We start from the raw sequence: 24,891 nt of genomic DNA on the forward strand, positions 1-24,891 counted from the left end.
CGCCGCCCGCATCGCCGGGCCGTCTCCGGGGGCCCTCCCCACCGTTCTTCCCACAATCCAATGTCGTCCCCCAACCTGCATCCCATGCTCAACGTGGCCGTCAAGGCCGCACGCGCCGCTGGCGCAATCATCAATCGTGCCGCCCTCGACGTCGAGGCCGTGCGCATCTCCCAGAAGCAGGTCAACGACTTCGTCACCGAAGTCGATCACGCCAGCGAGCAAGCGATCATCGAGACGCTGCTCGGCGCGTACCCGGGGCACGGCATCCTGGCGGAAGAATCCGGCAGCCAGTACGGCGCCAAGGACTCCGACTACGTCTGGATCATCGATCCGCTCGACGGCACCACCAATTTCATCCACGGCTTCCCGGTCTACTGCGTGTCCATCGCGCTGTCGGTGCGCGGCAAGATCGAGCAGGCGGTGGTCTACGACCCCACCCGCAACGACCTCTTCACCGCCACCAAGGGCCGCGGCGCCTACATGAACGAGCGCCGCATCCGCGTCTCGAAGCGCACCCGGCTCAACGAGTGCCTGATCTCCACCGGCTTCCCCTTCCGCACCGGCGACAACTTCAAGCAGTACCTGGCCATCATGGCGGACATGATGCCCCGCGCCGCCGGCCTGCGCCGCCCCGGCGCCGCCGCGCTCGACCTAGCTTACGTGGCCGCCGGCTTCACCGACGCCTTCTTCGAGACCGGCCTGAATCCCTGGGACGTGGCCGCGGGCTCGCTGCTGGTCACCGAGGCCGGCGGCCTGATCGGCAACTTCACGGGTGAGCCCGAGTTCATCGACCAGCGCGAATGCCTGGCCGGCGCCCCGCGCGTGTACGGCCAGCTGGTGCCGCTGCTCGCCAAGTACTCCAAGTTCGCCACCGTCGACGAGAAGCTGCGCGCCAGCGACCGCGTGCGCGCCGTGTCCGCCTCCACCAAGGCCAGCAAGGCCGACGAATCGGTCGACCTCTACGCCCGCAGCACGGTGCCGGGCTTCGCCGACGAGGCCGCCGAAGCCCCGGCTCCGGCAGTTGCAGCGGCGGCTCCCTCTCCGCGCAAGCTCACGCGCGTGCGCCGCGACGCGCCCGCCAACGGCGCGCCCTCCGAGGGCAACTCCTCCGCCAAGTGACGATGCTGGGGCCCAGCAACGCCGCGCCCCGGGTCCGTGCCGCTCTGCGCATCGCGCTGAGCCACTACGTCGCGAGCGGGCTCACCGTCGCGCTGGGCCTGCTCTTCATCTCCGGCGGGGTCCATCTCTGGCTGGGCACCCTCGCGGCCTCGGCCGCCGCCACCGGCGTGATCGTCACCGCGCCGCCCGACCTGCCCGGCCCGCGCCGCGGCAAGTTCCTGCAGATGCTGCCGGCGCCGCTCATCGGCCTGCCGCTGTTCTTCGCGGTGCAGATGCTGCACAGCGCGCCCATCCGCCTCGGCCTCGTGCTGGTGCCCGCCACCTTCATGGCCTTCCTGGCCATGGCCTGGGGCAAGCGGGGCATCCCGATCGCCATCGCGGTGATGTTCTCGATGGTGTTCTCCATGGCCACGCCGGCGCCCACCGGCATGGCCGACGCCATCGAGCGCACCTGGCACTTCGGCATAGGCGCGGGCCTCTACGTGATCTGGGCCACGCTGGCCAACCTGCTGCTCAACGGGCGCTTTCGCACCCAGTCGGTGGCCGACGTGCTGTATTCGCTGGCCGCGCTCATGCGCACCGAGGCCAGCCAGTTCCTGCCGCAGGACGAGACCCGCGACGTGCGCGACACCCCGGCGCCCATGCTGGGCCAGCTGCTGCGCGAGCAGGCCGCGCTGGCCGACCAGCTGCAGGCCACGCGCGACATCGTGCTCGAGTCGCCGCGCACCCCGCGCCGCCAGCGCCTGGCGGCCATGCTGGTGATCGTGCTCGAGATGCGCGACCAACTCCTGGCCAGCGAACTCGACCTCGACACCCTGCGCGCCCACCCCGCGCATGCCGAAGCGCTCATCGAGATGCGCCGCGTGCTCGAGGAGCTCTCCGACGAAACCATCGCGCTGGCCGATTCGCTCCTGCTGGGCCGCCAGCCCGACGCCGTGGCCGACCGCCGCCCGCGCCTCGCGGCCATCCACGTCTCGGCGGACGACAGCACCGCCAGCGGCGGCCACATCGGCCCCACGGCCGCCATGCTCGCGCGCGGGCTGGCCAGCCGCATCGGCCACATCAACGACGAGGTGCTGCGCCTGTCGGCCATGGCGCGCGGCGACGCCGAGCCCAACCTCGCCGTGGTGCGCGCCAACTGGCAGCTCTTCGTGAGCCCCACCGACTGGTCGCTGCGCCCCTTCTTCACGCTGTGGAGCTGGGACCAGCCGCCGTTGCGCCACGCCATCCGCGCCGCGCTGGCCATCGCTGCCGGCTACGCCATCGCGGTGTCGATGCCATGGGGCTCGCACGACTACTGGATCCTGCTGACCATCGTGGTCGTGCTGCGCGGCAGCCTCTCGCAGACGCTGGAGCGCCGCAACGCGCGCGTGGCCGGCACGCTGCTGGGCTGCGTGCTCGCGGTGGGCCTGCTGTCGGCGCACCCGTCGGCGCTGATGCTGCTGGTCATCGTCACGGTGGCGCAGGCCATCGCGCACAGCTTCGCGGTGCGGCGCTACCTCATCACCGCGGTGGCCGCCACGGTGCTCGGCCTGGTACAGGCCCACATGCTGAACGTGGGCATCGCGCCGATCTTCGCGCTCTTCGAGCGCATCGCCGACACGCTCATCGGCGCGGCGCTGGCCTGGGGCTTCTGCTACGTACTGCCCTCGTGGGAACGCACGCAGATCCCGGCGCTGGTCTCGCGCGTGCTCACCGCGCAGGCCCGGCATGCGCGGCTGGCGCTCGGCCTGGGCCAACTCAAGGCCATCGACAGCAGCCCCGAGCTCGAATGGCGCCTCGCGCGCCGCGAAGCCTACGACAGCCTCTCCGCGCTGGTGCAGGCCACGCAGCGCTCGCTGTCGGAGCCGCGCGCGGTGCAGCCGCCGCTGGAGCCGCTGGAGCACCTGCAGGCCCACAGCTACCAGCTTCTCGCGCAGCTCAGCGCCGTGAAGTCGATGCTGGTGCTGCGCCGCGACCGCCTCACGCCGGCGGAGGTCGAGGGCCCCATCGGCCGCACCGCGCAACGCATCGAGGCGGCCATCGGAACTATTCCAACCACCGGTCCCTCCCACCCCGAGAGCGCCGGTTCGACCACGGTCGGCGGCCCGATCCCCCTGCCCGACCCGTTCGACAACGACATCAGCCCCTGGCTGCTTCGCAGGCTCGACCTGGCAACGGCACTCGCCACGCAGCTGCGCGACGACGCGGCGCGCATTCTTCAACCTCTGAACGAGACAACAGAACAAGCGAAGACGACCACCGCCTGATGACCAAAGAGATACTCGCCCACCCCTGGTTCGGCACCTGGATTGCCGCGCTGATCGCAGTTCCCCTCTCTCTTCTCGCCCACCGCATCGTCGGCCTCGTGCTCAGGCGGATCACCCGCCCCGCGCCGGCGCTGCATGCGATGGTGGTCAATTGCAGGGCGCCCGCGCGGCTGGTGTTCCCGCTGGTGGCGCTCACCGTGGTGTGGCAGGGTGCCCCCGACGACCTGCGCTTCATCGGCAACGTGCGCCACCTCACCGGCCTGCTGCTCATCGCCTCCACCACCTGGCTCGCGGTGAAGGCCATCAGCGGTTTCGCCGAGGGCGTGCTGGCGCAGCACCCTTCCGACATCGCCGACAACCTGCAGGCCCGCCGCGTGCTCACGCAGACGCGCGTGCTCGCGCGCACCGCCATGTCGGTGGTCGTGGTGGCCGGCGGCGCGATGATGCTCATGACCTTCCCGGGCGCGCGCCAGGTGGGCGCGAGCCTGCTGGCCTCGGCCGGCGTGATCGGCATCGTGGCCGGTCTCGCGGCCAAGCCGGTGTTCAGCAACCTCATCGCCGGCCTGCAGATCGCGCTGGCACAGCCCATCCGCATCGACGACGTGCTGGTGGTCGAGGGCGAATGGGGCCGGGTCGAGGAAATCACCGGCACCTTCGTGGTCGTGAAGATCTGGGACGAGCGCCGGCTGATCCTGCCGCTCACCTACTTCATAGAGAAGCCGTTCCAGAACTGGACGCGGCATTCGGCGCAACTGCTGGGCGCGGTGTTCATCTACGTCGACTACGGCATGCCGCTCGCGCCGCTGCGCGCGGAGGTCGAGCGCATCGTGAAGGCCGCGCCCGAGTGGGACGGCCGCTTCTTCAACCTGCGCGTGACCGACGCCACCGAGCGCACCATGCAGATCCGCGTGCTGTGCACGGCCGCCACCTCGGGCCTGACCTTCGACCTGCGCTGCAGCGTGCGCGAAGGCCTCATCGACTTCATGCAGCGCGAGTACCCGCAGTTCCTGCCGAAGATGCGCATCTCGGCCGACGGCCTGCCCGAGCGCGAACAGCAGCCGCAGCCGCAACAGGGACAGGCCCCGGCCTGATCCGGCCTTGAAGCCAGAGCCGGCCCCGGCCCCCGAACGCAAATCAGCGCTCACGCGCGCGCTGCTCTATGCCTTCGCGGTGCTGTGCCTGGTGCTGGGCCTCATCGGCGTGGTCGTGCCCGGCATGCCGACCACGGTGTTCATCCTGATGGCCGCATGGGCCGCCGCGCGCAGCTCTCCGCGGCTGCACGCATGGCTGCTGAACCACCGCCTCTTCGGCCCGCTGCTGCACAACTGGGCCAACGGCCGCACCGTGAGCCGCCGCGCCAAGTGGAGCGCCACCGTCACGATGGCGGTGTGCGCAGTGATCGTCTCGTTCACCGCGCACCGAGCCTGGCTGGCCGGGCTGGCCATCGGGTGCATGGCCTGCGTGCTGGCGTGGCTGTGGTCGCGGCCGCTTCCTCCGCCCTAGCGGCGAGCCTGCTTGTCCACTTCCGGTGCGGTGATGGCGCGCGCCGGAATCGGCACCGACATCACGATCGACGTGCGCGTCTCGCCCAGGTGGTTGATGCTGCTCACGAAGGCTTCGAGGTGCTCGATGTCTCGCGCGACCACCTTCAGCACGTAAGAGTCCTGCCCCGTCACGTGGAAGCATTCGAGCACCTCGCTCCTGCCCTCCAGCAGCTTCAGCAGCCGCGCCTTGTCGGGCTGCGGCGTGGTCATGCCGACGAGCGCCATCACGGTGTAGCCCGCCTTGCGCGGCGGCACCACGGCGCGATAGCCGGCGAGCACGCCGGATTCTTCCAGCCGCTTCACGCGCTCCGAGGTCGAGGGCACCGACAGGCCCACCTGCCGCGCCAGCGCGGTGAGCGAAGTGCGCGCATCGGCCTGGAGCACTTCGAGGATCTGCCAGTTCTTGCTGTCGATTTCCATGGATTTCAGGCTCCGGCGAGTGATTCTTCTTGAATTTCAGGCAAGAGGCGCATTCCGCCTGAGCTTCGCCATTCTCTTCAGGCGACGGCGTAAAGACAATTTACAAATGGACTCTACCCTCTTCCTCAAGGCCCTCGTCATCGGCCTCTCCATTGCGGCGCCGGTCGGCCCCATCGGCCTGCTCTGCATCCAGCGCACCCTTGCGCACGGCCGCACCATCGGCTTCCTCAGCGGACTAGGCGCCGCGCTGGCCGACGCCTGCTACGGCGCCATCGGCGCGCTCGGCGTGTCGGCCGTCATCGCGTCGATGGTGGCGGCGCGGGTGCCGCTGGCGCTGGCCGGGGCGGCCTTCCTCGCATGGATGGGCGTGCAGCTGCTTCGCGCGCCGGTCGCCACGCAGGCCCGCCAGGCCGCGGACGCCACCACGCCGCTGAAGGCCACGCTGTCGGTCTTCCTGCTGACGCTGGCGAACCCGATGACGATCCTGTCCTTCGTCGCGGTGTTCGCCACCATCTCGACCGGCCACACCGGCGGCAGTGGCGGCATCCCGGCCGCGACGATGGTGCTCGGCGTGTTCCTGGGCTCCGCGCTGTGGTGGCTCGGGCTGTCGACGATGGTGTCCTCGGTGCGGCACAAGCTCAGCGCGAAGACGATGCAGTCGATCAACCGGCTCTCGGGCGCGATCCTTCTTGCCTTTGCCGTCTATCAGCTGTCGACGCTGCTGCCGCGCTGAGCCGGCGCCACCGGCTTGCGGCGCATCGGCGGAAGCTCCAGGTTCGTGAAGGCGCGCAGCAGCCATTCGACCGGCCCGTAGACGAATCGCCGCAGCCACCACCGGCTCAGCACGAGCTGCGCCGCGAAGATGACGAAGGCGATGCCCGTGGCGGCCAGGGGCCCCATGGTGCCGATCCAGCGCAGCCCGTAGGCCAGGAAGAGCCATGCGCAGACGAGCGACTGCAGCAGATAGTTGCTCAGCGCCATGCGCCCCGCCGGCGCCAGCACGCCTTCGAGCACCCGCCCGCGCGGCGTCATCATCAGCAGCACCATGCCGGCCGCATAGGCCGCCGTGAGGAAAGGCGCCGTCAGCAGCGTGGCTGCGAGCCCGTAGAGTTCCTTGACCGCGTTGTCCAGCCGGATCGACGGGAAGGCATACACGGCCGCACCCGGCAGCCCGATGACCAGCCCCCACAGCAGCAGGCGCCGGAACAGCGGCCGGTAAGCATCGGCATTCACGAAGAGCTCGCGCCGCCCCGCGATGAAGCCCGCGAAGAACATCGCCAGCGCGGTAGGCGCCTGCACCAGGCCGGTGATCCACCAGATCTGCGACAGCTCGCGCAGGTGCTGCACGATCACCGTGAAGGGCGTTCCGCGATACGCGGCCAGCGCGGCGACGGCATCCGCATGGGCGGTGCGCGTATCCGACGGAATGCCGGCCTTCGTCAGCAGGAAGCCGATGCTCGCCCACAGCAGCGAGGTGAGCAGCACCAGCCCGATGGCGCAGCGCGCCATGAAGACATCGCCGCGCCTGCGCAGCATCAGCAGCACCGCGCCCAGCACCGCGTAGGTGGTGAGGATGTCGCCGTGATACAGCACCACTGCGTGCGCCAGCCCCAGCACCCACAAGCCCACCAGCCGCCGCCCCATGCGCGGCGCGAAAGCCTTGCCGTCGCGTTCGGCCGACTGCATCTGCAGCGTGAAGCTGTAGCCAAAGAGGAACGAGAACAGCAGGTAGAACTTGGTCTCGAACACCAGCGTGCGCACCAGCAGCGCCGCGCGTTCGAGCACCGACTGCGCCATCGGGTCGGGTATGCCCGCGCCGTAGTAGGTCGAGGAGAAGCTCGCGATGTTCACCACGAGGATGCCCAGCAGCGCGAAGCCGCGCAGTGCATCCACCAGCGACTGGCGCTCTCGGCCTCGCGTGACCCCGGGTTGTGCCGGAGGATTCGGTTGCGACGACATGTGTTCTTTCTGCATGCCCTGCATGCTTCAGGCGGTGGTCAGGCCGCCGTCGATGACGAGCTCGCTGCCGGTCACGTAGCGCGACTCGTCGCTGGCGAGATAGAGGATGGCGTTGGCAACGTCGAGCACCGTGCCCGCATGGCCGAGCGGCACCGCGCTGCGCCCCGCCGCGCCGAGGACAGCGCGGCGCCAGAGCCTTCTCAGGCTGCACGCCACGCCGCCGCCAGGCTGCTCCGGTTGCTGCTGCTGCGCGCGGGCGTTCGTGCTCCAGATCGGCGTATCGATCACGCCCGGGTGCAGCGAATTGACCCGCACGCCGTTGCGTGCGCGAGCGCACTCCAGCGCCACCGACTTGGAGAGCATGCGCACGCCGCCCTTGCTGGCCGAGTAGGCCGACAGCCCCGCATTGCCGACCAGGCCGGCCGTCGACGACATGTTGACGACGGAGCCGCCGCCCGACCTCGACATCAGCGGCACGCCGTGCTTCAAGCCCAGGAACACGCCGTCGAGATTCACAGCGAGCTGGCGGCGCCAGTCTTCCACGCTCATCTCGAAGGTGCTGCCCGCGAGCGCGATGCCGGCGTTGTTCACGAGCACATGCAACGCGCCGTGGGCGGCAATGACCACGTCGATCACATCCTTCCACGCGGCCTCGCTGCTCACGTCGTGCGCGACGAACATGGCTCGCCCGCCCGTGGCGCGCGCAAGGCCGGCGGTTTCCTCGCCACCCTTCCCGTCGATATCCGTGGCGACGACGGTCGCACCCTCGGCGGCCAGCCGCAGCACCGCCGCGCGCCCGATGCCCGAAGCCGCGCCCGTCACCAGCGCCACCTTGCCGAACACGCGGCCGCTGGCGCGGTCCCATGCGGGGCGCTGCGCCGGTGCGAACGCGTATACCGATGCGGGCGCGGGCATGAAAGCGCTCATCGGGCGCTCCCGGCCTTCAGGAAGCGGCTCACCACGAGTCGAAGCATGGGTGCTTCGCGCTGCGGATCGAAGCCCGGGTCCATGGCGAGGCGCGAGAACACGCCGTCGATCAGCGCGACGATCCAGCTCGCGGCCTGTTCGGGTTCGAGGCCTGCGTCGACCTGCCCGTTCGCCATGGCGCCGCGCAGCAGCCTGGCGATGTCGGCGCGGGTCTGCGCGTCGCCGGCGGCCATCTGCGTGTTGATGGCCGGGTTGCGCGTCGCTTCTGCGGCGATCTCGAGCGCCAGCCGGGCGTAGGTCTTGTCGGCCGCAAAGGCCATCACCGCGTCGAGAAAGTCGAGCAGCGCCTCCAGCAGGTCTGAAGACTCGTCGAGCGCGGCGAAGTAGGCGGCGGTGTCGGCGCGCTCCTCTTCCACGATGGCCTCGACGATGGCGCTCTTGCTGTCGAAATAGTGAAAGAGATTGCCGGGGCTCATGCCAGCCTCGGCGCAGATCTCGGCGGTGGTCGTGGCGTGGAAGCCGCGCCGGGCGAAGCAGTTGCCGGCCGCCTCCATGATCTGGCGGCGCTTGGCCTGCTGGCGTTCGGGGTCGATCTTTCTCATGTCGCTGACTTGGGGTTTGCCGTCATGCGCCAATTATTAAACTAACTAGTCGATCTATTTATTAAGGACCCCTGAAGCCTTCGGGGCAACCGGGCTCTTCCGCGTGGCCACCACCTCGCGGATCGCCTCGATCAGCAGTCGCGCGCCCTCGCCCGGCGCGTCGCTGCGCCGCACGGTGAGCCCCACCGGCCCCTCGGTGCTTGTGGTGTCGATTGCAAGCCGCTTGAGTTCCCCGCGCGCGATCAACCCCTCGACCGCGCCCTGCGGCGCGAACCACACGGCGTCGGAGCGCTGCAGCAGCCCCAGCACGAAGCTGGTGTCGGTGGCCTCCACCAGCCGCCCGGGCAGCGCCATGCCCTGTGCGATGAGGAATGCATCGGCCGTGTGCCGGATCAGCGTGCCCGACACCGGCAGCACCAGCGGATGGCCCGCCAGCGCATCGAGCGGCGGCTTGCGCCGCGCCGCCAGCGGATGCCCGGGCCTGGCCACCAGCAGCAGCGGCTCGCTGTAGAGCTGCTCGAAGGCCAGGTCGGCCATGGCCGAGGCCTGCGCGAGGCGGCCCAGCACCAGGTCGATTTCGCCCTGGCGAAGCTGCGTCATCAGCTGCGCGTTGGTGCCGCTCACCACGCGCACCCGCAGCGCGGGATGCGAGGCATGCAGCGAGACCACCACCTCCGGCAACAGGTTGGCCACCATGTTCGGCAGCGCGCCGACGGCCACGCGCAGTTGGTCGGCCTCGGGCTGGTCCATGGCCAGCCCCAGCCCCTCGCGCAACCCGCGCAGCGCCGAGACCGCATGGCGCACCAGCACCTCGGCGGCCGGCGTGAGCTCCACGCCCCGGCGGCGGCGCAGCAGCAGCTGGCGACCGACGATCTCCTCCAGCTCGGCGACCGTCTTGGAGACGGCCGGCTGCGTGAGCGACAGCGCCTTGGCGGCGCGCACGAGGTTTCGCTCCTGCGCCACCATCACGAGGCATTGCAGATGGCGCATCTTCAGGCGCGCAAAGTTCATGGCTGACACCGCGTTTCCTTGGGAGAGTGGCAGCTTCAATATAACCAGCCGGAATAGCTGGCAGAAGAGCTTTCAGTTGTGCCGCCTGCGTCGCCCACCTAGAGTCGGCCGGATAACGGAGACACGACGACATGACGACCACCGGTTCGCCCTACACGCCCTGCACCTTCTTCGGCGGCACCCGCCGCCGCCTCGCCATTGCCGCAGCCTGCGCGGCGCTCGCCCTTGGAGCCACCGCCACCGGCGCCTTCGCGGCCGACGCGCCCTACCCCACCAAGCCGGTGAAGTTCCTCACCAACTTCCCGGCGGGCGGCCCCATCGACATCCTCGCCCGCGCGCTGGCCGACGCGCTGCAGAAAGACCTGAAGCAGCCCTTCATCGTCGACAACCGGCCCGGCGCGGGCGGCAACATCGGCGCCGACTTCGTCGCCAAGGCCCCGGCCGACGGCTACACGGTGCTGATGGGCATCGACAGCACCTTCACCATCAACCCGCACCTGTACGCCTCGATGCCCTTCGCGGCCAAGGACCTGAAGCCGCTGATGATCTTCAGCTCCTCGGGCCTGGCCTTCGGCGTGGCGCAGGGCGTGAAGGCGAAGACGCTGCCCGAATTCATCGCCCAGGCCAAGGCCGAGCCCGCCACCTTCAGCTCGGCCGGCAACGGCAGCCCCGGCCACATCGCCGCCGAGATCTTCGCCAGCGAGACGGGCGCGAAGATCACCCACGTGCCCTACAAGGGCAACGCGCCGGCCGTGCTGGCGCTGATGGGCGACGAGGTGCAGGCCGGCATCCTGGCCACGCCGGGCCTGCTGCCGCAGATTCAGGCAGGCAAGCTGCGCGCGCTGGCCGTGACCGGAAAGCAACGCTCGCCGCTGCTGCCGCAGGTGCCCACCGTGGGCGAGCTGGGCCTGAAGGGCCTGGAATTCGAGGTGCTCTACCTCGCCATGGTGCCCGCTGCCACGCCAGAGCCGGTGATGCAGACGCTGCGCGGCTCGCTGCAGAAGGCGCTGGCGCTGCCCGAGATCAAGTCGCGCCTTTCCTCTCTGGACATGGTGCCGCTCGGCGAAACCGGCAGCGCGGCCAGCGAGCACCTGGCGGCCAGCCAGGCGCGCTACGGGCGCATCGTCAAGGCCACGGGCATGAAGGTCGACTGAGCAGCAGAGCGCAGCAAGAATCAGAGCAAGGTGTGGAGCAAGGTGCGGAGCAAAGGGTAAGTCCGGGGAATGGTTGATTTGAACAATCGAGTGCCGCGTCTTCAGAATCGTCCGCAACTGCGGATCTCGCGGCCACACTGGCGCGCCATCGCCTGAACGACGAAGACAAGGACTTGCTCACCATGCTGCCGACCCAATCCCTCCCCATGACCCGCCGCCTCGCCGGCATGCTGGCCATCGCCGGCCTCGCGACGGCTTTCGCCACCGGCGCAGCCGCTCAACAGCAACAACAGCAGGTCAAGTTCGACACCCCGCTGCACATCGTGGTCGGCTACGCCCCCGGCGGCGCCACCGACCGCGTGGCGCGCATCGTGGGCGACAAGCTCACCTCCCGCCTCGGCGTGCCCGTGGTGGTCGACAACAAGCCCGGCGCGGGCGGCCGCCTCGCCGCGCAGCAGGTGAAGGCCACGCCCGCCAGCCAGAACGTGCTGATGCTCGCCAACCCCGCCGTGATGGTGGTGGCGCCGCTGGTCTTCAAGGACAACAACTACGACGCCGAGCGCGACTTCGTGCCCGTGTCGTACGTCAACGACTACAACTTCGCGCTGGCCGTGTCGCCCACCCTGCCCGTGCGCGAGCTGAACCACCTGCTCGCCTGGATGCGCGCCAACCCCAACCAGGCCAACGTGGGCGTGCCGGCAACCGGCAGCCTGCCGCACTTCTTCGGCCTCATGGTGGGCGAGAAGGCCAAGGTGCAGACCCAGGTGATCGGCTATCGCGGCTCGGCCCCGCTGCTGAACGACGTGATCGGCGGGCAGGTGCCCGTTGCCGTCGACACCGAAGACGTGGCCGTGCCGCAGCACGCCGCGGGCAAGCTGCGCATCCTCGCGATCTCGGGCGCCAAGCGCTCGCCCTTCCTGCCCGACGTGCCCACCTTCAAGGAAGCCGGCCTCGACCTCGCCGCCACCGGCTGGAACACCTTCTTCGCACCGGCCACCATGCCCAAGGAAAAGGCCGAGCGCCTCGCCGTCGTCATCCGCGAAGTCATGCAGGACCCGGACACCCAACGCAAGTTCAAGGACTCGGGCATGACGCCCGTGGTGAGCACCCAGGCGCAGACCGCCGCGATGCTCAAGGCCTACCGCGCCCAATGGGCGCCGGTCGTCCAGAAGTCGGGCTACCAACCTTAGGACAACCCCCAGTCTTCGCGCACTTCGTGTCGCTTCGCCAACCCCTTCCAGGGGGCAACACCAGCGGCCCGGCAAAGCCGGTTCCGCGGTGTTCCCCGAAAAGACCTCCGAGCCTCGAAAGCGCGATCAATTTATGACCAGACCCAACATCATCTTCATCGTGGCCGACGACCTCGGCTATGCCGACCTCGGTTGCTACGGCGGCCGCGACGCGGCGTTCGGCCCCGTCTCGCCCGTGCTCGACGGCCTTGCCGCCAACGGCCTGAAGCTCACCCAGGGCTACTCGAACTCGCCCGTGTGCTCGCCCACGCGCTTCGGCATGATCACCGGCCGCTACCAGTACCGCCTGCGCGGCGCGGCCGAGGAGCCCATCAACAGCAAGAGCCGCGGCAGCACCACCCTCGGCCTGCCCACCGACCACCCCACCCTGCCCTCGCTGCTGAAGGCCAGCGGCTACCAGACCGCCCTCATCGGCAAGTGGCACCTGGGCTACCCGCCCACCTTCGGCCCGCTGCGCTCGGGGTACGACGAGTTCTTCGGCCCCATGTCGGGCGGCGTCGACTACTTCACCCATTGCGACTCCACCGGCCGCCACGACCTGTGGTTCGGCGAGGAAGACAAGCAGGAAGAGGGCTACCTCACCGACATCCTCTCGAAGCGCGCTGTCGACTACGTGGAGCGCATGGCAAAGCAGGAAGCCCCCTTCTTCCTGAGCCTGCACTACACCGCGCCGCACTGGCCGTGGGAAACCCGCGACGACGCAGCCAAGGCCCCGAGCATCAAGGACAACCTGTTCGACCTGGCCGGCGGCAACATCAACGTGTACCGCCGCATGATCCATCACATGGACGAAGGCATCGGCTGGATCATGGCCGCGCTCGAGAAGCACGGCATGGCCGACAACACCCTGGTGGTGTTCACCAGCGACAACGGCGGCGAACGCTTCTCCGACAACTGGCCGCTGGTCGGCGGCAAGATGGACCTGACCGAAGGCGGCATCCGCGTGCCATGGATCGCGCACTGGCCCGCAGTGATCGGCAAGGGCGGCGAAAGCACCCAGCTGTGCATGACCATGGACTGGTCGGCCACCATGCTCGACGCAGCCGGCGTGGCCGCGCACCCCGACTACCCGCTCGACGGCGTCTCGCTGATGCCCGTGCTCAAGGACGCGTCGAAGAGCTTCCGCCGCCCGCTGCACTGGCGCATGAACCATCGCGGGCAGGAAGCCATGCGCGACGGCGACTGGAAGTACCTGAAGGTCGACGGCAACGAGTACCTGTTCAACATCCCCGGCGATGAGCGCGAGCGGGCCAATCTGGCGAAGAAGGAGCCGGAGAGGCTGGCTGCGATGCGGGCGGATTGGCAAGCCTGGAATGCGACGATGCCGGCGATTCCGGAGGATGCGACTGTGAGCCTTGGCTACTCGGTGAAGGACATGCCGCAGAGGTGAACGGCGACGGCAGCAGGGCTACCATCCAGCCCTTCCGTCAGAGGCGCCGGGCGGCGTCTCTACGGCCGGATCTGCATGCCGACGCCATCAAAGAACGAAATGGAGTAGCGCCTTCGCGACCTAGTTGCCCCTCGCCCCTGTACTTAGCGCCGGCCACCCAGTTCCGTGATCAGGTCTTCGACGCCTCCATAGATCGGCTCCAGAGGATGATCTCGGCAGTACTTGTCTAGATACGCCAGCACCTTTGTGGGGGGAAGGGCCTTGTTTGGAGTCTGTATCCGCGCCACGTTGTTGAAAGCGCTGATGAAGCCCCACGACCACTGAACAATGCCGTCCTCATAAACGATGTCCTTGTTTCTCCGCCATGCAATGTGCTTGTCGCAACCTTCGGCGCCAAGGCCATGGAAATAGATCAGGTCATCTTTAGCGGCAGCGGCCAATGAAGTCGCTGCACAAGCAACGAGAACGGCAAGGACGGGGAGTCGCATTCTTCCTCCAGAAATTTTCGTCTCGTCATTGTCTTCGACGCAGCTACTCCACATGCCTCCTTCATGGAGAAGCACGAAGCGCAGGGTTGTCTAATCGAGAACGCGCTCAACCAGCACCGATAGAGGCCAAGCCAGATCGCCGGTTTTGTGAAAGGCACATGCCGTAAAGGTCAGACGCCTCTCCTTTTCCACACGCGCAACGATCACGGCCACGGTGCCACGAAAGTCCTCGTTGCCCTCGTGGTGCTCGCGAATGATCGCTTGCCACTCGCGCAGTTGCAGATAAGCGCCCGCCGCAGGCTCAGGCGTAAATGGCTTCTGCGTGAAAGTGATCAAGACACGCAATGGCGAATTGAGAGAACAAAGCTTTCGGATCTCATGTGTGGCACCCGAAAAACTGTTCTCCGACTCTACGTAGATGGATGGAATGGCATACCCGTTCCTACCGAACCTGGCGGCCACATGATCCACTTTGAATTCCTCCTTGCCATGCACCATTCCAAGGTCAGCTGCGACACGTGGAAGCAGTGAGCTTGCATAGAACTGGGTGCGCTGCGTATTGGACGTGGCGATCCTCTGCAGATCACTGCCCTCGTAGTCCGAGATCCGCTTTTCAAAGGCCTTGAAAAATCGCCGTGCAAGATCTTGCCCCTGAGTCCGTTCGGTTCTTGGACGCGAGAGCGTTGCAAGATACTTTCGGAGTTCATCCGTCGACATAAAGAGCTTTGAATCGTCCGCGACGACGCCGCCGGTCTTGCTTGGCGCAAAGGCGGTTCCGCAAAACTTCGCGACACGCGAATCCTCGAACCGGAAATTCCCCGCACCTCGAAATGGCATGACAGTGGCGACCAAGCCATCCATGCCTGCGCAAACCAAGTGACAGCTTGGGCACTCCAGCAGATCAGATGTATTCAGGTGCAAATGGCTTGCACTGCAATTTGGGCATTCACCGTCGCTAAAGACCATTGGCATTCCCTACGTTGAGCTTCGACCGCATTTCTACAGGCACTTGGAAAGAAGAGAGTTCATGGGCCCTCCTTTTTCACGGCCCTTCACGCCCGCTCCCGGCGTCGAACTCCTGTCGTGCCTGCTCGATCACCGCGCGGTTCTGCATCGCCCACCTCGAGAGCGAGCGAAGCGGTTCGATCAGTGAATGGCCCAACACCGTCAGCTCGTACTCGACCTTCGGCGGGATCGTCGGATAGGCGGTGCGCTTGACCAGGCCATCGCGCTCGAGCCCTCGAAGAGTGAGCGTCAGCATGCGGTGCGATACGCCCTCTATGAGCCGCATCATCGCGTTGAAGCGCACCGGCCCTTCGGACAGCGCACCGACCACCATCACCGTCCACTTGTCGCCGATGCGGTCGAGCACGTCGAGCACCACTCGGCACTCTACATAGCGGTCTTCCTCTTTGCGCGCTTCTCCGGTAGTGGCCGCAGCTTGCGCATCTGCCCGGCGCGATGCCGCCTTCGAACCCGCCATTGCCTGGCTCCTTCCATGTCGTCCAACACGATCAAATCTGATCGTGGGCACCAATTTGTGCATTCTTGTGCGCGCTGGCGATATCCGCCAAAGTGGCCACGAACATTTTGTTCGTGTGCAAAGAAAGGATATCGCAATGAAGATCGGAGTCAGCGGTGCGAGCGGCCAACTCGGCAAGGCTGTTGTTGAAGAGCTGAAGGCCAGGGGCGGCAACCACGGCATCGTCGGCATTTCCAGAAACCCGCAGACCGTGTCGCCGCCCGCCACGGGCAGGCTGGGCGACTACGACAGGCCCGAGACGCTGGCCGAGGCGTATGCCGGCCTCGACAGGCTGCTCATCATTCCCGCCAGCGACGTGCGCCCGGGCATACGCGCCCGCCAGTTCGTGACCGCCATCGATGCGGCCGTGAAAGCGGGCATTGGGCACATCGTGCTGATCTCGACCGCAGCCACGCGCGAAGTGGCCGAGCCCGACATGTACGCGCCCTACTGGACGGCGGAGCAACACCTGATGAAGACGGCGCCCCGCTGGACCATCCTGCGAATGAACTACTACGCGGAAACCTTCGCGCAGCTCGCGGCCATGTCATTGCGCATCGTGCCCGGCCTCGGCGAGAACCGCGTTGCGTTCGTCTCGCGCGACGACCTGGGCGCGGCGGCTGCCGGAGTGCTTTTGGGCGAAGGCCACGCCGGCGCCATCTACAACGCGACCGGCCCCGCCGCCCTGACCGGCGAGCAACGCGCGGCGGTCATCACCGAAGTCACCGGCAACCCCTCGCGCTTCACCGTGCTCACCGAACCGCAGCTTCGCGGCGGAATGCTTCAGGCGGGCATTCCGCAGGAGTACGTTGATTCGATGGTCGACATCGAGAAGCACTTTCTGGCGGGGAGCTTTGACATCGTTACGGGGGATGTGGAAAAGCTTGCGGGGCGGACGCCGAGATCGTTGCGGGATGTTTTGACGACAGCTATTGGTCAACCTTCAACAGTCTGAATACCCGGCCTCGCGGACGATTGGCAGGCTTGTAACGCGACGATGTATCGAACCCCAGACGCGCGACGCACGAGGCCAGATCACTCTTTCAGGGGATGGCGCGATATCGCGCTCGAAAAAACAATTCCTGCCGCGCAGGTTGCGTAGCGCGCATTCATTGCACGTGCGGCATTTCTTCTACCCAGGCTATTTGCCACAAGGTGCCCGATAAAGACAACGCGACGACGAACCTGTTCTTTCGACAACAGCCCTCAGGGAGGATCCCGTATGGCAATAGTCAAACCCGTTCTCACCCCTGCCGTCGCAGTCGTCAACCGCACTGCTGGCCAGTACGGTATCGGCGAGGTGATTGGCTTGAGTGTGCAGGTGAAGCCCGCCACCTCCAACATCGCGACATTCGGCGGCATCACATGGCGTCGGGCAAGTGGTGTTGCTGGAACCCTTACCCTGATCACCCCCGCCGCTGGTACAGCCACCTTGACCCTGGGCGGTACGGGCGGAACGATGACACTGGAGGCATGGAGCGGCAATCCGCTTGCAAAGCAAGCAACCGTCACCATCACGGTGGTAGCTCCGAATGACGTGCTCTTCAGAAGAGTGGCAGGAGGAACGATTGAACACACACAGTATCAAGCGAGCGCCGGTTTCATCGGCGAGGCCGACATCCTGCCTTCGGGCGTCTCATTCGCAAATGTGGAAGTGCGTGAGGGCAGCTTCAAATCAGTAGCCAGCGGTGCTTTCGAGGCTTTCAACGGCGATGAGCATCCTGCGGGCCCATGGGCTGGAATTACCTGTACAGCAGCAACCGGGAACAACAATTGGCAAGCATATGACCAGGTCCGTTCCGGATGGGGTGCGCCAAGGACAACCCCGCAGGGTGCTCCAATCCTTGACCAGCAAGGGAGGCTGACATACGAAGCCGCAAGCTTTGAATGGAATATCCCCTGGCACTACAGAATTGTCGGCACGGTGGGCAACGGGGTGATATTCCGCTACATGCTTCACAAGCAGACCGTCAATATGGCCGGCCACGTCACCATCAAGAAACATAACTCGGAGACCTGCGCCGCAAACTGGGGAGATCCAACTTCTACTTTTGGCCTGCCTGGCATTGGTTACCCGTAAAGAACTACGACTGACCTCTGCCTTGCAGCACTGCAAGTGTCCAGTGAACTCGCCTTGACTTCGGTTTCGGCGATCAACTCTGCTGCCAGAAGGCGCTGCGCCTGAGCGTGCGTACGCTGGCTTATATGGATGCCCAGCCCCCAAAAGGGAGGCGACGGTCGCGCACGGAGTCAATCGCGCGGCAGCGCCGATGGCGGGCGCCCCGTCAGGCGCCGACTCTCGCGCGCCAGGTGCGGCTGATCGGCATAGCCGGCCTCGGCGGCCAGATGAGCCAACGACGTCGATGGCTCCGCGCGCGCCAGCTGCAGAAAGCGCTGGTAGCGCAGCACGCGTGCCAGCGTCTGCGGACCGTAGCCGAAGTGCCTCACGAAACGGCGGCGCAGCGTGCGCTCGGGCTGCTGCAGGCGCTCGGAGAGCCAGCGCAGCGGCGAATCTTCAGGGGCCATGCCTGACTGCAGCAAGCGGAAGGCTTCGGCCATTGCGGCATCTGGCGTGAGACTGGCGGCTGGCTGTGGCCGAGCGGCCACCTTGTGCATGAATTGGGCAGACGAATCCGCGGCGAAGCATGCCGCCGCGCGCGCACCCCACAGATCGCGCAGCGCAACGCGGCGATCCGCGAGCGCACTCATGTCGATGCCCAGCCACGCGGCCGCCGCGCCGGGGTGGAAGCGCAGGCCCAGCACCTGCGCGCCGGGCCGCAGCGCTTCGGCATGCGGTTGCCGGTCGGGGCCGGCCACGCGTACCACGCCATCGATCCACTGCAGATCGATCGAGCCGTCGGGCACCACCAGCAGCGGCGATGTGCCGGCGGCATCAGCGGGCAGCACGTGCATCCACTGGCAGGCAAAGATGCCGCGCAACGAAGGCGGCACCGGGGCTTCGGCATAACGGCCGACCTCCTGCGCGAGCGGCGGCGTGGCCGTTTTGTTCAAGTCGGCGGACATGGCGTGGAGCAAGCTCGGGGCTTCCATTGAACAACAACTGCGAAGCAGGAGCCTCCCGCATGAAAGCCCGTATTTCCGTTCTCACCATCTGCGTAGACGACCTGGAGCGCGCGTTGCGCTTCTACTGCGACGGCCTGGGCCTAGTAACGCCCGGCATCATCGGCCAGGAATTCGAACACGGCGCGGTTGCCTTCTTCGACCTGCAGCCCGGCCTGAAGCTGGCGCTGTGGCCGCGCGACAGCCTGGCGCACGACAGCGGCATCGCGCGCCGCGGCAGCGCCTCGCCCGACTTCACCATCGGCCACAACCTGCGCAGCGAAGCCGAGGTGCAAGCCACGATGGCGCAGGCCGAGGCCGCCGGCGCGACCATCGTGAAGCCGGCGCAGAAGACCTTCTGGGGCGGCTTCGCGGGCTACTTCCAGGACCTGGACGGGCATCTGTGGGAAGTGGTCTACAACCCGGCCTTCCTGCCGGAAGACTGAAGCGGATAGGACGCCAGCACCTCGTGCCACACGGGCCGCGTCTTCAGCCACGAACGCACGAACTGAAACTCGCGCACCGACCAGCGAACAGGCGGCATGGTCGGCGCGGCGGCCCCCGATGCCTTGCGAGCGATGGTGATGTGCGGCGCCCAGTCCTCATGGCGCCCCGACAGCCACGGCGCGAGTTGACGCACGACGGCCTGATGCAACCGGTCGAGCGCGGCGTTCGGCTGCGGGCGCACGATGGCGATGCCGTTGTGGGCCCAGACGCCGGACCAGTCCAGCAGCAGCTCGAGGTCTTCTTCCATGCGCAGCTCGCCCAATGCCTGGCGGATGCCTTCGACGGCGGCATCGCCCTGTGGCGAGATGTGGCACAGCGTCATGTGCAGCCGGTGCGGCTTTGGAATGCTGGGCTTGGGCTGCGTGCGCCAGACCCACTGCGCGCGGTGCTCAGCGATGGCGGCCTGTACCGCCTCGTCGGGCTTGAGCCAGGCGTAGAGCATTGGCATTTCCAGGCGCGCGCGGCGCGCGGCATCGGCGGGGGTGAAGGGCTCGATGTCCATGGTGCCTGTCATTGGACATCAGGTGGCGGCGCGATGCTTGAACCATCACGGGCAGGAAGCCATGCGCGACGGCGACTGGAAGTACCTGAAGGTCGACGAGGACCAGTACCTGTTCAAACTCCTCAGCAATGAACGCTAGCGGATGAACCTGTGACGATGAAGTAGTTGGAGAGGCTGGCTGCGATGCAGGCGGATTGGCAGGCTTGGAATGCGGCGAAACAGGCGATTCCGAAGGATACGATGGTCAGTCTTGGCTACTCGGCCAAGGACATGCTGCAGAGATAACTGATGATGGCAGGATCGCCAATCGGCAAAGCATCATTAGCCTTTTGGCGACGCCAGATCTTTCTTTTTTATAGCCGCTGGGATCTTGATTTTCCCAATCACACCCAGCGCCTGCATAGTCAGATGACTATGGGTATACGCTAGAACGGATTTAGCGCCCGACAACTGGTATCCGGAAAATGCTCGTGCGAGCGGCTCTCGACTGCGCAGACCTAACGATGGCTCGTTCGAGACGCCCAGCGTAGCATCGTCTGCCTTCACCTCGAACACCACGCGGTCGGTATCCTTCAGGAAGGAGACGTCCAGGTTAGCGTAAATGGTCGCCAGGTCGTTAAGTTTGCGCAGCAATAGGCCTGGGCCTTTCGCCCACTCATCTTCCGCAGGACGGTCAGAGATAAGGATTCGCACCTTGACGCCACGCTTCAGTGCTTGATCCAGCAATAGCTGACGCATTGGTGTCAAACGCGCCTCCACGGGCAAGGTGGTGGTGATCAAGACTTCGCGTTTGGCCTTCTGGAGCGCGTAGTCGACGAGTTGAGGCACCTCGAACGGCAACAATGAGCGCACGGGAATCTGTTCGAGTTGCTGCTGAACGGTGGCGAGTTCGGCTTTTTTTGCATCGAGCTTGGCAGCGGCAACAGCGGAGTCCTGCCGCTCCAGTCCCGCAATGCCCAGTTGCAGCTTGCTCTTGAGTGTCAGCAGGTCAACGAGCGATCCATTGCCGGGAAGAATGTTTAGTGGCTTGACCCGCTGGTCCACCGCCATGACACCTGATCGCCGATTGAAAAGACTGTCCAATCCGAGCCGCGGCAACATCTCGTGCTTAGCAATCGCATCGCTGCTAGGGTGATCGATAACGCCATCAATAGCCACTCGGGCTAAGGGCTCTACACCTTTTCCGCGTGCATACAGCAGCAGCACCGCCGGGATGTAGCGCAGGGCGCGCCGTAGAACGGAAAGATAGCGGACTACCTGTTCGCCGTCGCGCAATTGATTGCCCGGCAATTGCTCCAAAGGCAGGTCTATCAGCGCCGGCAAGCGCGTGCTCGGCGGGGCAAGCCGAAGCGTACGTTCAAGTGCGAGAGCCGGCCCTAGCTCGAGGGTAAGCCGGGTCTTGACCACGCTCTGAGTCAGTGGATTCCAAGCGAGTGATATAGCTTTTTCAAAGATCTGCCGCTCCCCAGCCTCGCTAAGCACTGCGACGCCCTTGGGGCGTAGTGCTAACTGAGGTGTCAGCGTCAAGTACTCTTCGTTCGACAGAGATTCGATCACCCTCGCGCCATATCTATCACCGAGCCCCAAAATTCCGACCACATCCGCGCTCGAGCGAACTCCCCCTTGGACGGCTTTGAGGATGAACTCCTCCACGGGCATGAGGTTGCGCTTCTCGGAGACCAAGCTGTCAACCGTCAGCAGATAGATCGGCAAACCTACGGGAAGGTAGTCGATGAGCGGCATGCCATCTATCTTCTGGTGCTGCTCTGCGACGGCGTCAAATTCGATCATGGCTAACGATTGCGCACTCGGCGGGGTTGTTATCGATATGGGCCAACACAGAGCGAAAGGGGTTCTCGGAGTTGACCGATCGACAAAAGTCATCGTCTCCGACGATGATCAGCGCGTCGCGTCCCCGGGACAGCGCCACGTTCAAGCGAGGCACTTCCCGTTGGAAACCTAGTCGGCCCTTATCGTTAGAGCGAGTCACACTGTAGATACAGATGTCCGCATCCTTGCCCTGAAAGGCATCCACCGTGTTTATTACGATATCGAGGTTGTGAAACGGCTTGGCCGCACCTCGCAATCTTTGGTCCAACTCATTAACCTGAGCTGAGTAACCTGCGATAACCGCCACGCTCAACTGTGCTCGGCCGCGATTGGCCTCGTCGAGACGCTCCAGTATCTTTTGAATGATTGCCGCCTCCGTAGAGTTCTTGTACGTTCTGCCGGGCATTTCCTGATCCCGACGCTGCCTGAGTGCAGCAGTTGTGTGCCACTCCACTTCGCGCGGATGCAACTTGGCTGCGACGGGGCTGCGGTCCGTGACTTTACGAACCGTGACGAGTTTTCCATCGTAAAAGACGTCACTGATTAGCCTGCCAATCCCCGCCACCATGCGCCGCTGTTCCGTTAGCTGCGCTTTGCACGACTCGGGAAGATGGGGGGTAAGGATATCGAGCAGAGTGGCCTCAGCCTCCTCAATTGGGAAACGCTGCTCAAGCACCTTGCTCGGATCCAGTTCAGAATATGGTGGCAACTGCTTAGGATCACCAACCAACACCCAGCGCTTACTCCGGCTCATGGGAATAAGCGTCTCCGTAGCGGTAGCCTTGGAGACCTCGTCCACGATACAAAGCTCGAACTCTTGCTCGCCGATCGCCTGAACATTGCCGAGTCCGACGCAGGTTCCGGCTACCACCCTAGCTTCACCGAGCACGGCGCCGTGGAAGTTCTTCGAGGCACCGAGCCGAGTGAACCATTCCAGTTGTAGTTTCACTTGACTCTTGAGGTGCGCTGCACCTGGCACATCCGATTTGTCGAGAACCCCCATCCACTCCTTACTGATCTCAGCGGAAGGAGACGCCACTGCTTTTCCATATGAGCCGCGCGCGTTGAGCTTTTCTTCGACTTTTTTAAGGCGGCGTTTCAAGACTTGAAGTAGCTCGTTGATCTGCGTCTTCTCATCAAGCAACGTCGAGGTCTTAGTCACCACCTCGGCATCTGAGTCTTGTCCGTTTCCAGCAGATTTTTCGGCCATGCTATCTATTAGCGCCGCTAGCTGACCCTCCTGCTCCTGAACCTCGGCCAAGAGAATGTGTCGCTGCTCTCCGAGCACAACGACCTCAACCTCTTCTGCGTCCATACCTAACTGTTTGGCCTTGGTGCGTAGGTAATCCCGTGCTCGCTCTTCCGCGCGTTCAATCCATGTGCGCGTCTTGTTGTCGAGCGTAAACGGGCGCGCCTGTTCGTCAATCTTCTCAAGGCGTTCGCCATGGATGCGAACGACGTCCTGTCCAATTCCCTTTTCCAGCAGCTTGATAATGACGTGATCCAACGCAGTATGGGTCTGCGACGACAGCAGGATCCGCGCATCTGGGAAGACGCGCAGATAGAGTCCGATCAGTTCCGCAATGAATGTGGTCTTACCCGTCCCCGGGGGGCCTTCGACCATCAGGATGCTGTTGACACCGAGAGCCCGTTCAAGGAGCGTCCGTTTCTCATCATTCAGGTCATTGGCGAAACTTGGCGGCATTCCCCCTTGGTCAGGCTCTCGAGCGCTGGCAGGGTCGCACAAGATTGTTTTCAGGTCCGCAGAAGCAGCGCGATCTCTGCGCACGTTCTCAAGCGCAGTGCGTTGCCTGGATACAGGTTGGCTCTGGGCGTGGTGGTTCGACTCCAGAACCCCGGGGCCCTTGGGCAGTTCGTCGTCATGCAAGTTCAATGGGCGAAGAGTGATTTCATCGCCGAAGACTCGATGAACTTCGAAAAACAGAAGACGCCCGGAAGGCAGCTTGTAGACGAGTGAATCGGGGAGTTCGTCTGGGTTGAGGTCACCTTCACAAAGAGCCACTGCATTGTTACCCTGAGAACGCATGCTGGCAAAAGCGATTCGCAACCTGCGATTCTTTTGAATACGATCCTTCTCACGTAAGACGGCTACCCAGCAATCGAACCACTTCTCGCGAGCTACTCGGTCGCGCTCTCGACTTCGATGTTCTTCCTCTGTTTGGAGGCGCAGCCAAAAGGCTCGCTGGTTGGCGGCCCTACGTGTAGGCGACAGGGGCCCCAGAACGTCTACCGTCACGGTTCGCAACTCACTCGCTTGGCGTCGTTCCTTTTCCGCACGTTCAGGCTCCAGCAGTCTCACGCTCTGAGTTCGGAAGAGCTCACTGTCGTCCAGCGCCTTACAGGTCACATCCAATGTTGCACCGAGTAGACGCACCATGCGCTCCTCTTCACTGACTATGTATGCATGTAGCGAGCCATTGAGGTCTCGCTGCAGGAGGCCTACAGATTCCTCTGGCTTGCGGTCACCTAGCTTCTGTGCCAACTCACCCAGATCGCGCGTGCTGATTTGCACAGTAATCTGCAATGGCCGCCCATCGGTGAAGTCTCTGTGAAAAGCGTCCAGTTGGACCTGCAAATCGGTAGCATTGGCAGGGCGCTCCAGCGGATTGAGCGACAGACACTCCTGCAGGACTGCGAGTGGCGCGGCTCGCGCCGATAGGGCCGAAAGGGCGTGCTTGAACTCGTCGTAGTTGGTAAAGGTCGTGCCCGTCAAACAGGCCAGCGCGACAGCGGCCCACGAATAAGTGTCACGCGCAAAAGAGTTTGCACCGTCGTCAACTTCAGGAGGCGTGTAAGGCGGAGAGCCCGCCTGTTTGAAGGTCTCGCCAATACCGACGCCTGCACGCGCCTTGGCGATGCCGAAGTCTGTGACCTTAAGTGTGCCGAACTCGTCGAAGCGCAAGTTGTCGGGCTTGATGTCGCGATGGGCGATGCGTCGCTTGTGGGCGGCAACGAGAGCAGACACCAGGGGAGCACCGACATCTGCGTAAAATTCCTCCCAGGCCCATCGGCGGCCCTCCGCTAGCTTCTCGCTGAGGCAGGTGGGCAGCCATTCGAGTGCCAAGAACAACTCGTCATGCTCCGTTCGACCCGAGTCGACTAGCTGAACGATGTTCGGATGGCGCAACTCATCCAACGCCTCGCGTTCGCGGCGGAACGCTAGACCAGCTTGCGCGTCTGTCGATGGCACAAGCGGCAGTTTCAAAGCCAACGTGAGCTGGGTGTCTCTGTCCTTGACTTTAAACACGCGGGCCATGCCACCCGGCTTTAGGGTTTCGACGACCGCATAGCGGTCGCAAAAGGTCTGCACCGTCTGATTTTCCTTATCCATGCAGC

23 protein-coding genes are annotated in these 24,891 nt (G+C 65.1%); 11 read left to right on the forward strand and 12 right to left on the reverse strand.

Annotated features, from left to right (window positions below; translation table 11 throughout):
• The first annotated feature begins 60 nt into the window (after positions 1 to 60).
• From EJP69_RS07340 to EJP69_RS07355, 4 genes are read left to right on the forward strand one after another with little or no spacing between them, the layout of a single operon-like run.
• On the forward strand, positions 61 to 1,119 hold the full coding sequence (locus tag EJP69_RS07340; RefSeq protein ID WP_126469193.1) for an inositol monophosphatase family protein: 1,059 nt from the start codon (positions 61 to 63) through the stop codon (positions 1,117 to 1,119).
• A 2-nt stretch (positions 1,120 to 1,121) separates the two neighbouring features.
• Entirely contained in the window at positions 1,122 to 3,368 is a 2,247-nt protein-coding gene (locus tag EJP69_RS07345; protein WP_093300720.1) for an FUSC family protein, read from the forward strand.
• A complete protein-coding gene (locus EJP69_RS07350; RefSeq protein ID WP_126469194.1) occupies positions 3,368 to 4,459 on the forward strand; it encodes a mechanosensitive ion channel family protein in 1,092 nt (363 codons plus the stop codon). Before EJP69_RS07345 ends, EJP69_RS07350 begins: the two co-directional genes overlap by 1 nt.
• Before the next feature lie 7 nt (positions 4,460 to 4,466).
• Complete coding sequence (locus EJP69_RS07355) at positions 4,467 to 4,871, forward strand: YbaN family protein (protein ID WP_126469195.1); 405 nt, start codon at positions 4,467 to 4,469, stop codon at positions 4,869 to 4,871.
• Here the strand turns inward: EJP69_RS07355 and EJP69_RS07360 are convergent.
• Positions 4,868 to 5,332 carry an Lrp/AsnC family transcriptional regulator gene (locus EJP69_RS07360; protein ID WP_126469196.1) on the reverse strand — a complete coding sequence of 155 codons (465 nt, stop codon included), beginning with the start codon at positions 5,330 to 5,332 and terminating at the stop codon, positions 4,868 to 4,870. The genes EJP69_RS07355 and EJP69_RS07360 overlap by 4 nt on opposite strands.
• A gap of 106 nt (positions 5,333 to 5,438) precedes the next feature.
• Here EJP69_RS07360 and EJP69_RS07365 point away from each other — a divergent pair, with 106 nt between their 5' ends.
• On the forward strand, positions 5,439 to 6,065 hold the full coding sequence (locus EJP69_RS07365; RefSeq protein WP_126469197.1) for a LysE family translocator: 627 nt from the start codon (positions 5,439 to 5,441) through the stop codon (positions 6,063 to 6,065).
• On the opposite strand, the gene EJP69_RS07370 is transcribed toward EJP69_RS07365, so the two are convergent.
• The 4 genes from EJP69_RS07370 to pcaQ are packed head-to-tail and all read right to left on the reverse strand — an operon-like array spanning position 6,038 to position 9,831.
• Entirely contained in the window at positions 6,038 to 7,291 is a 1,254-nt protein-coding gene (locus tag EJP69_RS07370) for a DUF418 domain-containing protein (protein ID WP_126469293.1), read from the reverse strand. The two genes, EJP69_RS07365 and EJP69_RS07370, sit on opposite strands and share 28 nt — an antisense overlap.
• Positions 7,292 to 7,318: 27 nt before the next feature.
• The gene (locus EJP69_RS07375) at positions 7,319 to 8,218 is read right to left on the reverse strand and encodes an SDR family oxidoreductase (RefSeq protein ID WP_240652056.1); all 900 of its coding nucleotides are present in this window, start codon (positions 8,216 to 8,218) and stop codon (positions 7,319 to 7,321) included.
• A complete protein-coding gene (locus EJP69_RS07380; protein ID WP_126469198.1) occupies positions 8,215 to 8,820 on the reverse strand; it encodes a TetR/AcrR family transcriptional regulator in 606 nt (201 codons plus the stop codon). The genes EJP69_RS07375 and EJP69_RS07380 overlap by 4 nt, the downstream gene beginning before the upstream one ends.
• Positions 8,821 to 8,874: 54 nt before the next feature.
• Positions 8,875 to 9,831 carry a pca operon transcription factor PcaQ gene (gene pcaQ / locus EJP69_RS07385; RefSeq protein ID WP_126469199.1) on the reverse strand — a complete coding sequence of 319 codons (957 nt, stop codon included), beginning with the start codon at positions 9,829 to 9,831 and terminating at the stop codon, positions 8,875 to 8,877.
• A gap of 131 nt (positions 9,832 to 9,962) precedes the next feature.
• Here pcaQ and EJP69_RS07390 point away from each other — a divergent pair, with 131 nt between their 5' ends.
• The 3 genes from EJP69_RS07390 to EJP69_RS07400 all read left to right on the forward strand — a co-directional run bounded on the left by EJP69_RS07390 (position 9,963) and on the right by EJP69_RS07400 (position 13,625).
• Complete coding sequence (locus EJP69_RS07390) at positions 9,963 to 10,985, forward strand: Bug family tripartite tricarboxylate transporter substrate binding protein (RefSeq protein ID WP_126469200.1); 1,023 nt, start codon at positions 9,963 to 9,965, stop codon at positions 10,983 to 10,985.
• A 206-nt stretch (positions 10,986 to 11,191) separates the two neighbouring features.
• On the forward strand, positions 11,192 to 12,175 hold the full coding sequence (locus EJP69_RS07395) for a Bug family tripartite tricarboxylate transporter substrate binding protein (protein WP_170217051.1): 984 nt from the start codon (positions 11,192 to 11,194) through the stop codon (positions 12,173 to 12,175).
• Positions 12,176 to 12,308: 133 nt separating this feature from the next.
• The gene (locus tag EJP69_RS07400) at positions 12,309 to 13,625 is read left to right on the forward strand and encodes a sulfatase family protein (RefSeq protein ID WP_126469201.1); all 1,317 of its coding nucleotides are present in this window, start codon (positions 12,309 to 12,311) and stop codon (positions 13,623 to 13,625) included.
• Between the two features lie 143 nt (positions 13,626 to 13,768).
• Here the strand turns inward: EJP69_RS07400 and EJP69_RS07405 are convergent, their stop codons facing one another.
• From EJP69_RS07405 to EJP69_RS07415, 3 genes are all read right to left on the reverse strand, one after another.
• A complete protein-coding gene (locus tag EJP69_RS07405) occupies positions 13,769 to 14,113 on the reverse strand; it encodes a hypothetical protein (RefSeq protein WP_126469202.1) in 345 nt (114 codons plus the stop codon).
• Positions 14,114 to 14,203: 90 nt separating this feature from the next.
• Positions 14,204 to 15,079: a hypothetical protein gene (locus EJP69_RS07410; RefSeq protein WP_206169287.1), complete on the reverse strand. Its 876-nt coding sequence runs from the start codon at positions 15,077 to 15,079 to the stop codon at positions 14,204 to 14,206.
• Between the two features lie 76 nt (positions 15,080 to 15,155).
• The gene (locus tag EJP69_RS07415) at positions 15,156 to 15,596 is read right to left on the reverse strand and encodes a winged helix-turn-helix transcriptional regulator (RefSeq protein ID WP_126469204.1); all 441 of its coding nucleotides are present in this window, start codon (positions 15,594 to 15,596) and stop codon (positions 15,156 to 15,158) included.
• Positions 15,597 to 15,639: 43 nt separating this feature from the next.
• Here EJP69_RS07415 and EJP69_RS07420 point away from each other — a divergent pair, with 43 nt between their 5' ends.
• Together EJP69_RS07420 and EJP69_RS07425 are read left to right on the forward strand one after the other, a co-directional pair.
• Entirely contained in the window at positions 15,640 to 16,590 is a 951-nt protein-coding gene (locus EJP69_RS07420; protein ID WP_240652057.1) for an SDR family oxidoreductase, read from the forward strand.
• A 267-nt stretch (positions 16,591 to 16,857) separates the two neighbouring features.
• Positions 16,858 to 17,715, forward strand: coding sequence for a hypothetical protein (locus tag EJP69_RS07425; protein WP_126469205.1), 858 nt, complete (start codon positions 16,858 to 16,860; stop codon positions 17,713 to 17,715).
• 170 nt (positions 17,716 to 17,885) lie between these two features.
• Here the strand turns inward: EJP69_RS07425 and EJP69_RS07430 are convergent, their stop codons facing one another.
• Entirely contained in the window at positions 17,886 to 18,659 is a 774-nt protein-coding gene (locus tag EJP69_RS07430; protein WP_170217052.1) for a helix-turn-helix domain-containing protein, read from the reverse strand.
• A 59-nt stretch (positions 18,660 to 18,718) separates the two neighbouring features.
• Between EJP69_RS07430 and EJP69_RS07435 the strand changes: the two genes are divergently transcribed.
• A complete protein-coding gene (locus tag EJP69_RS07435; protein ID WP_126469207.1) occupies positions 18,719 to 19,141 on the forward strand; it encodes a VOC family protein in 423 nt (140 codons plus the stop codon).
• Here the strand turns inward: EJP69_RS07435 and EJP69_RS07440 are convergent.
• From EJP69_RS07440 to EJP69_RS07450, 3 genes are all read right to left on the reverse strand, one after another.
• Positions 19,111 to 19,704, reverse strand: coding sequence for a 2'-5' RNA ligase family protein (locus EJP69_RS07440; RefSeq protein ID WP_170217053.1), 594 nt, complete (start codon positions 19,702 to 19,704; stop codon positions 19,111 to 19,113). The two genes, EJP69_RS07435 and EJP69_RS07440, sit on opposite strands and share 31 nt — an antisense overlap.
• A gap of 321 nt (positions 19,705 to 20,025) precedes the next feature.
• On the reverse strand, positions 20,026 to 21,495 hold the full coding sequence (locus EJP69_RS07445; protein ID WP_126469209.1) for a phospholipase D-like domain-containing protein: 1,470 nt from the start codon (positions 21,493 to 21,495) through the stop codon (positions 20,026 to 20,028).
• A complete protein-coding gene (locus tag EJP69_RS07450; protein WP_126469210.1) occupies positions 21,482 to 24,886 on the reverse strand; it encodes an AAA domain-containing protein in 3,405 nt (1,134 codons plus the stop codon). Before EJP69_RS07450 ends, EJP69_RS07445 begins: the two co-directional genes overlap by 14 nt.
• Between the last annotated feature and the right edge of the window lie 5 nt (positions 24,887 to 24,891).

The sequence above is a fragment of the Variovorax gossypii genome (assembly GCF_003965815.1).
GTDB lineage: Bacteria > Pseudomonadota > Gammaproteobacteria > Burkholderiales > Burkholderiaceae_C > Variovorax > Variovorax gossypii.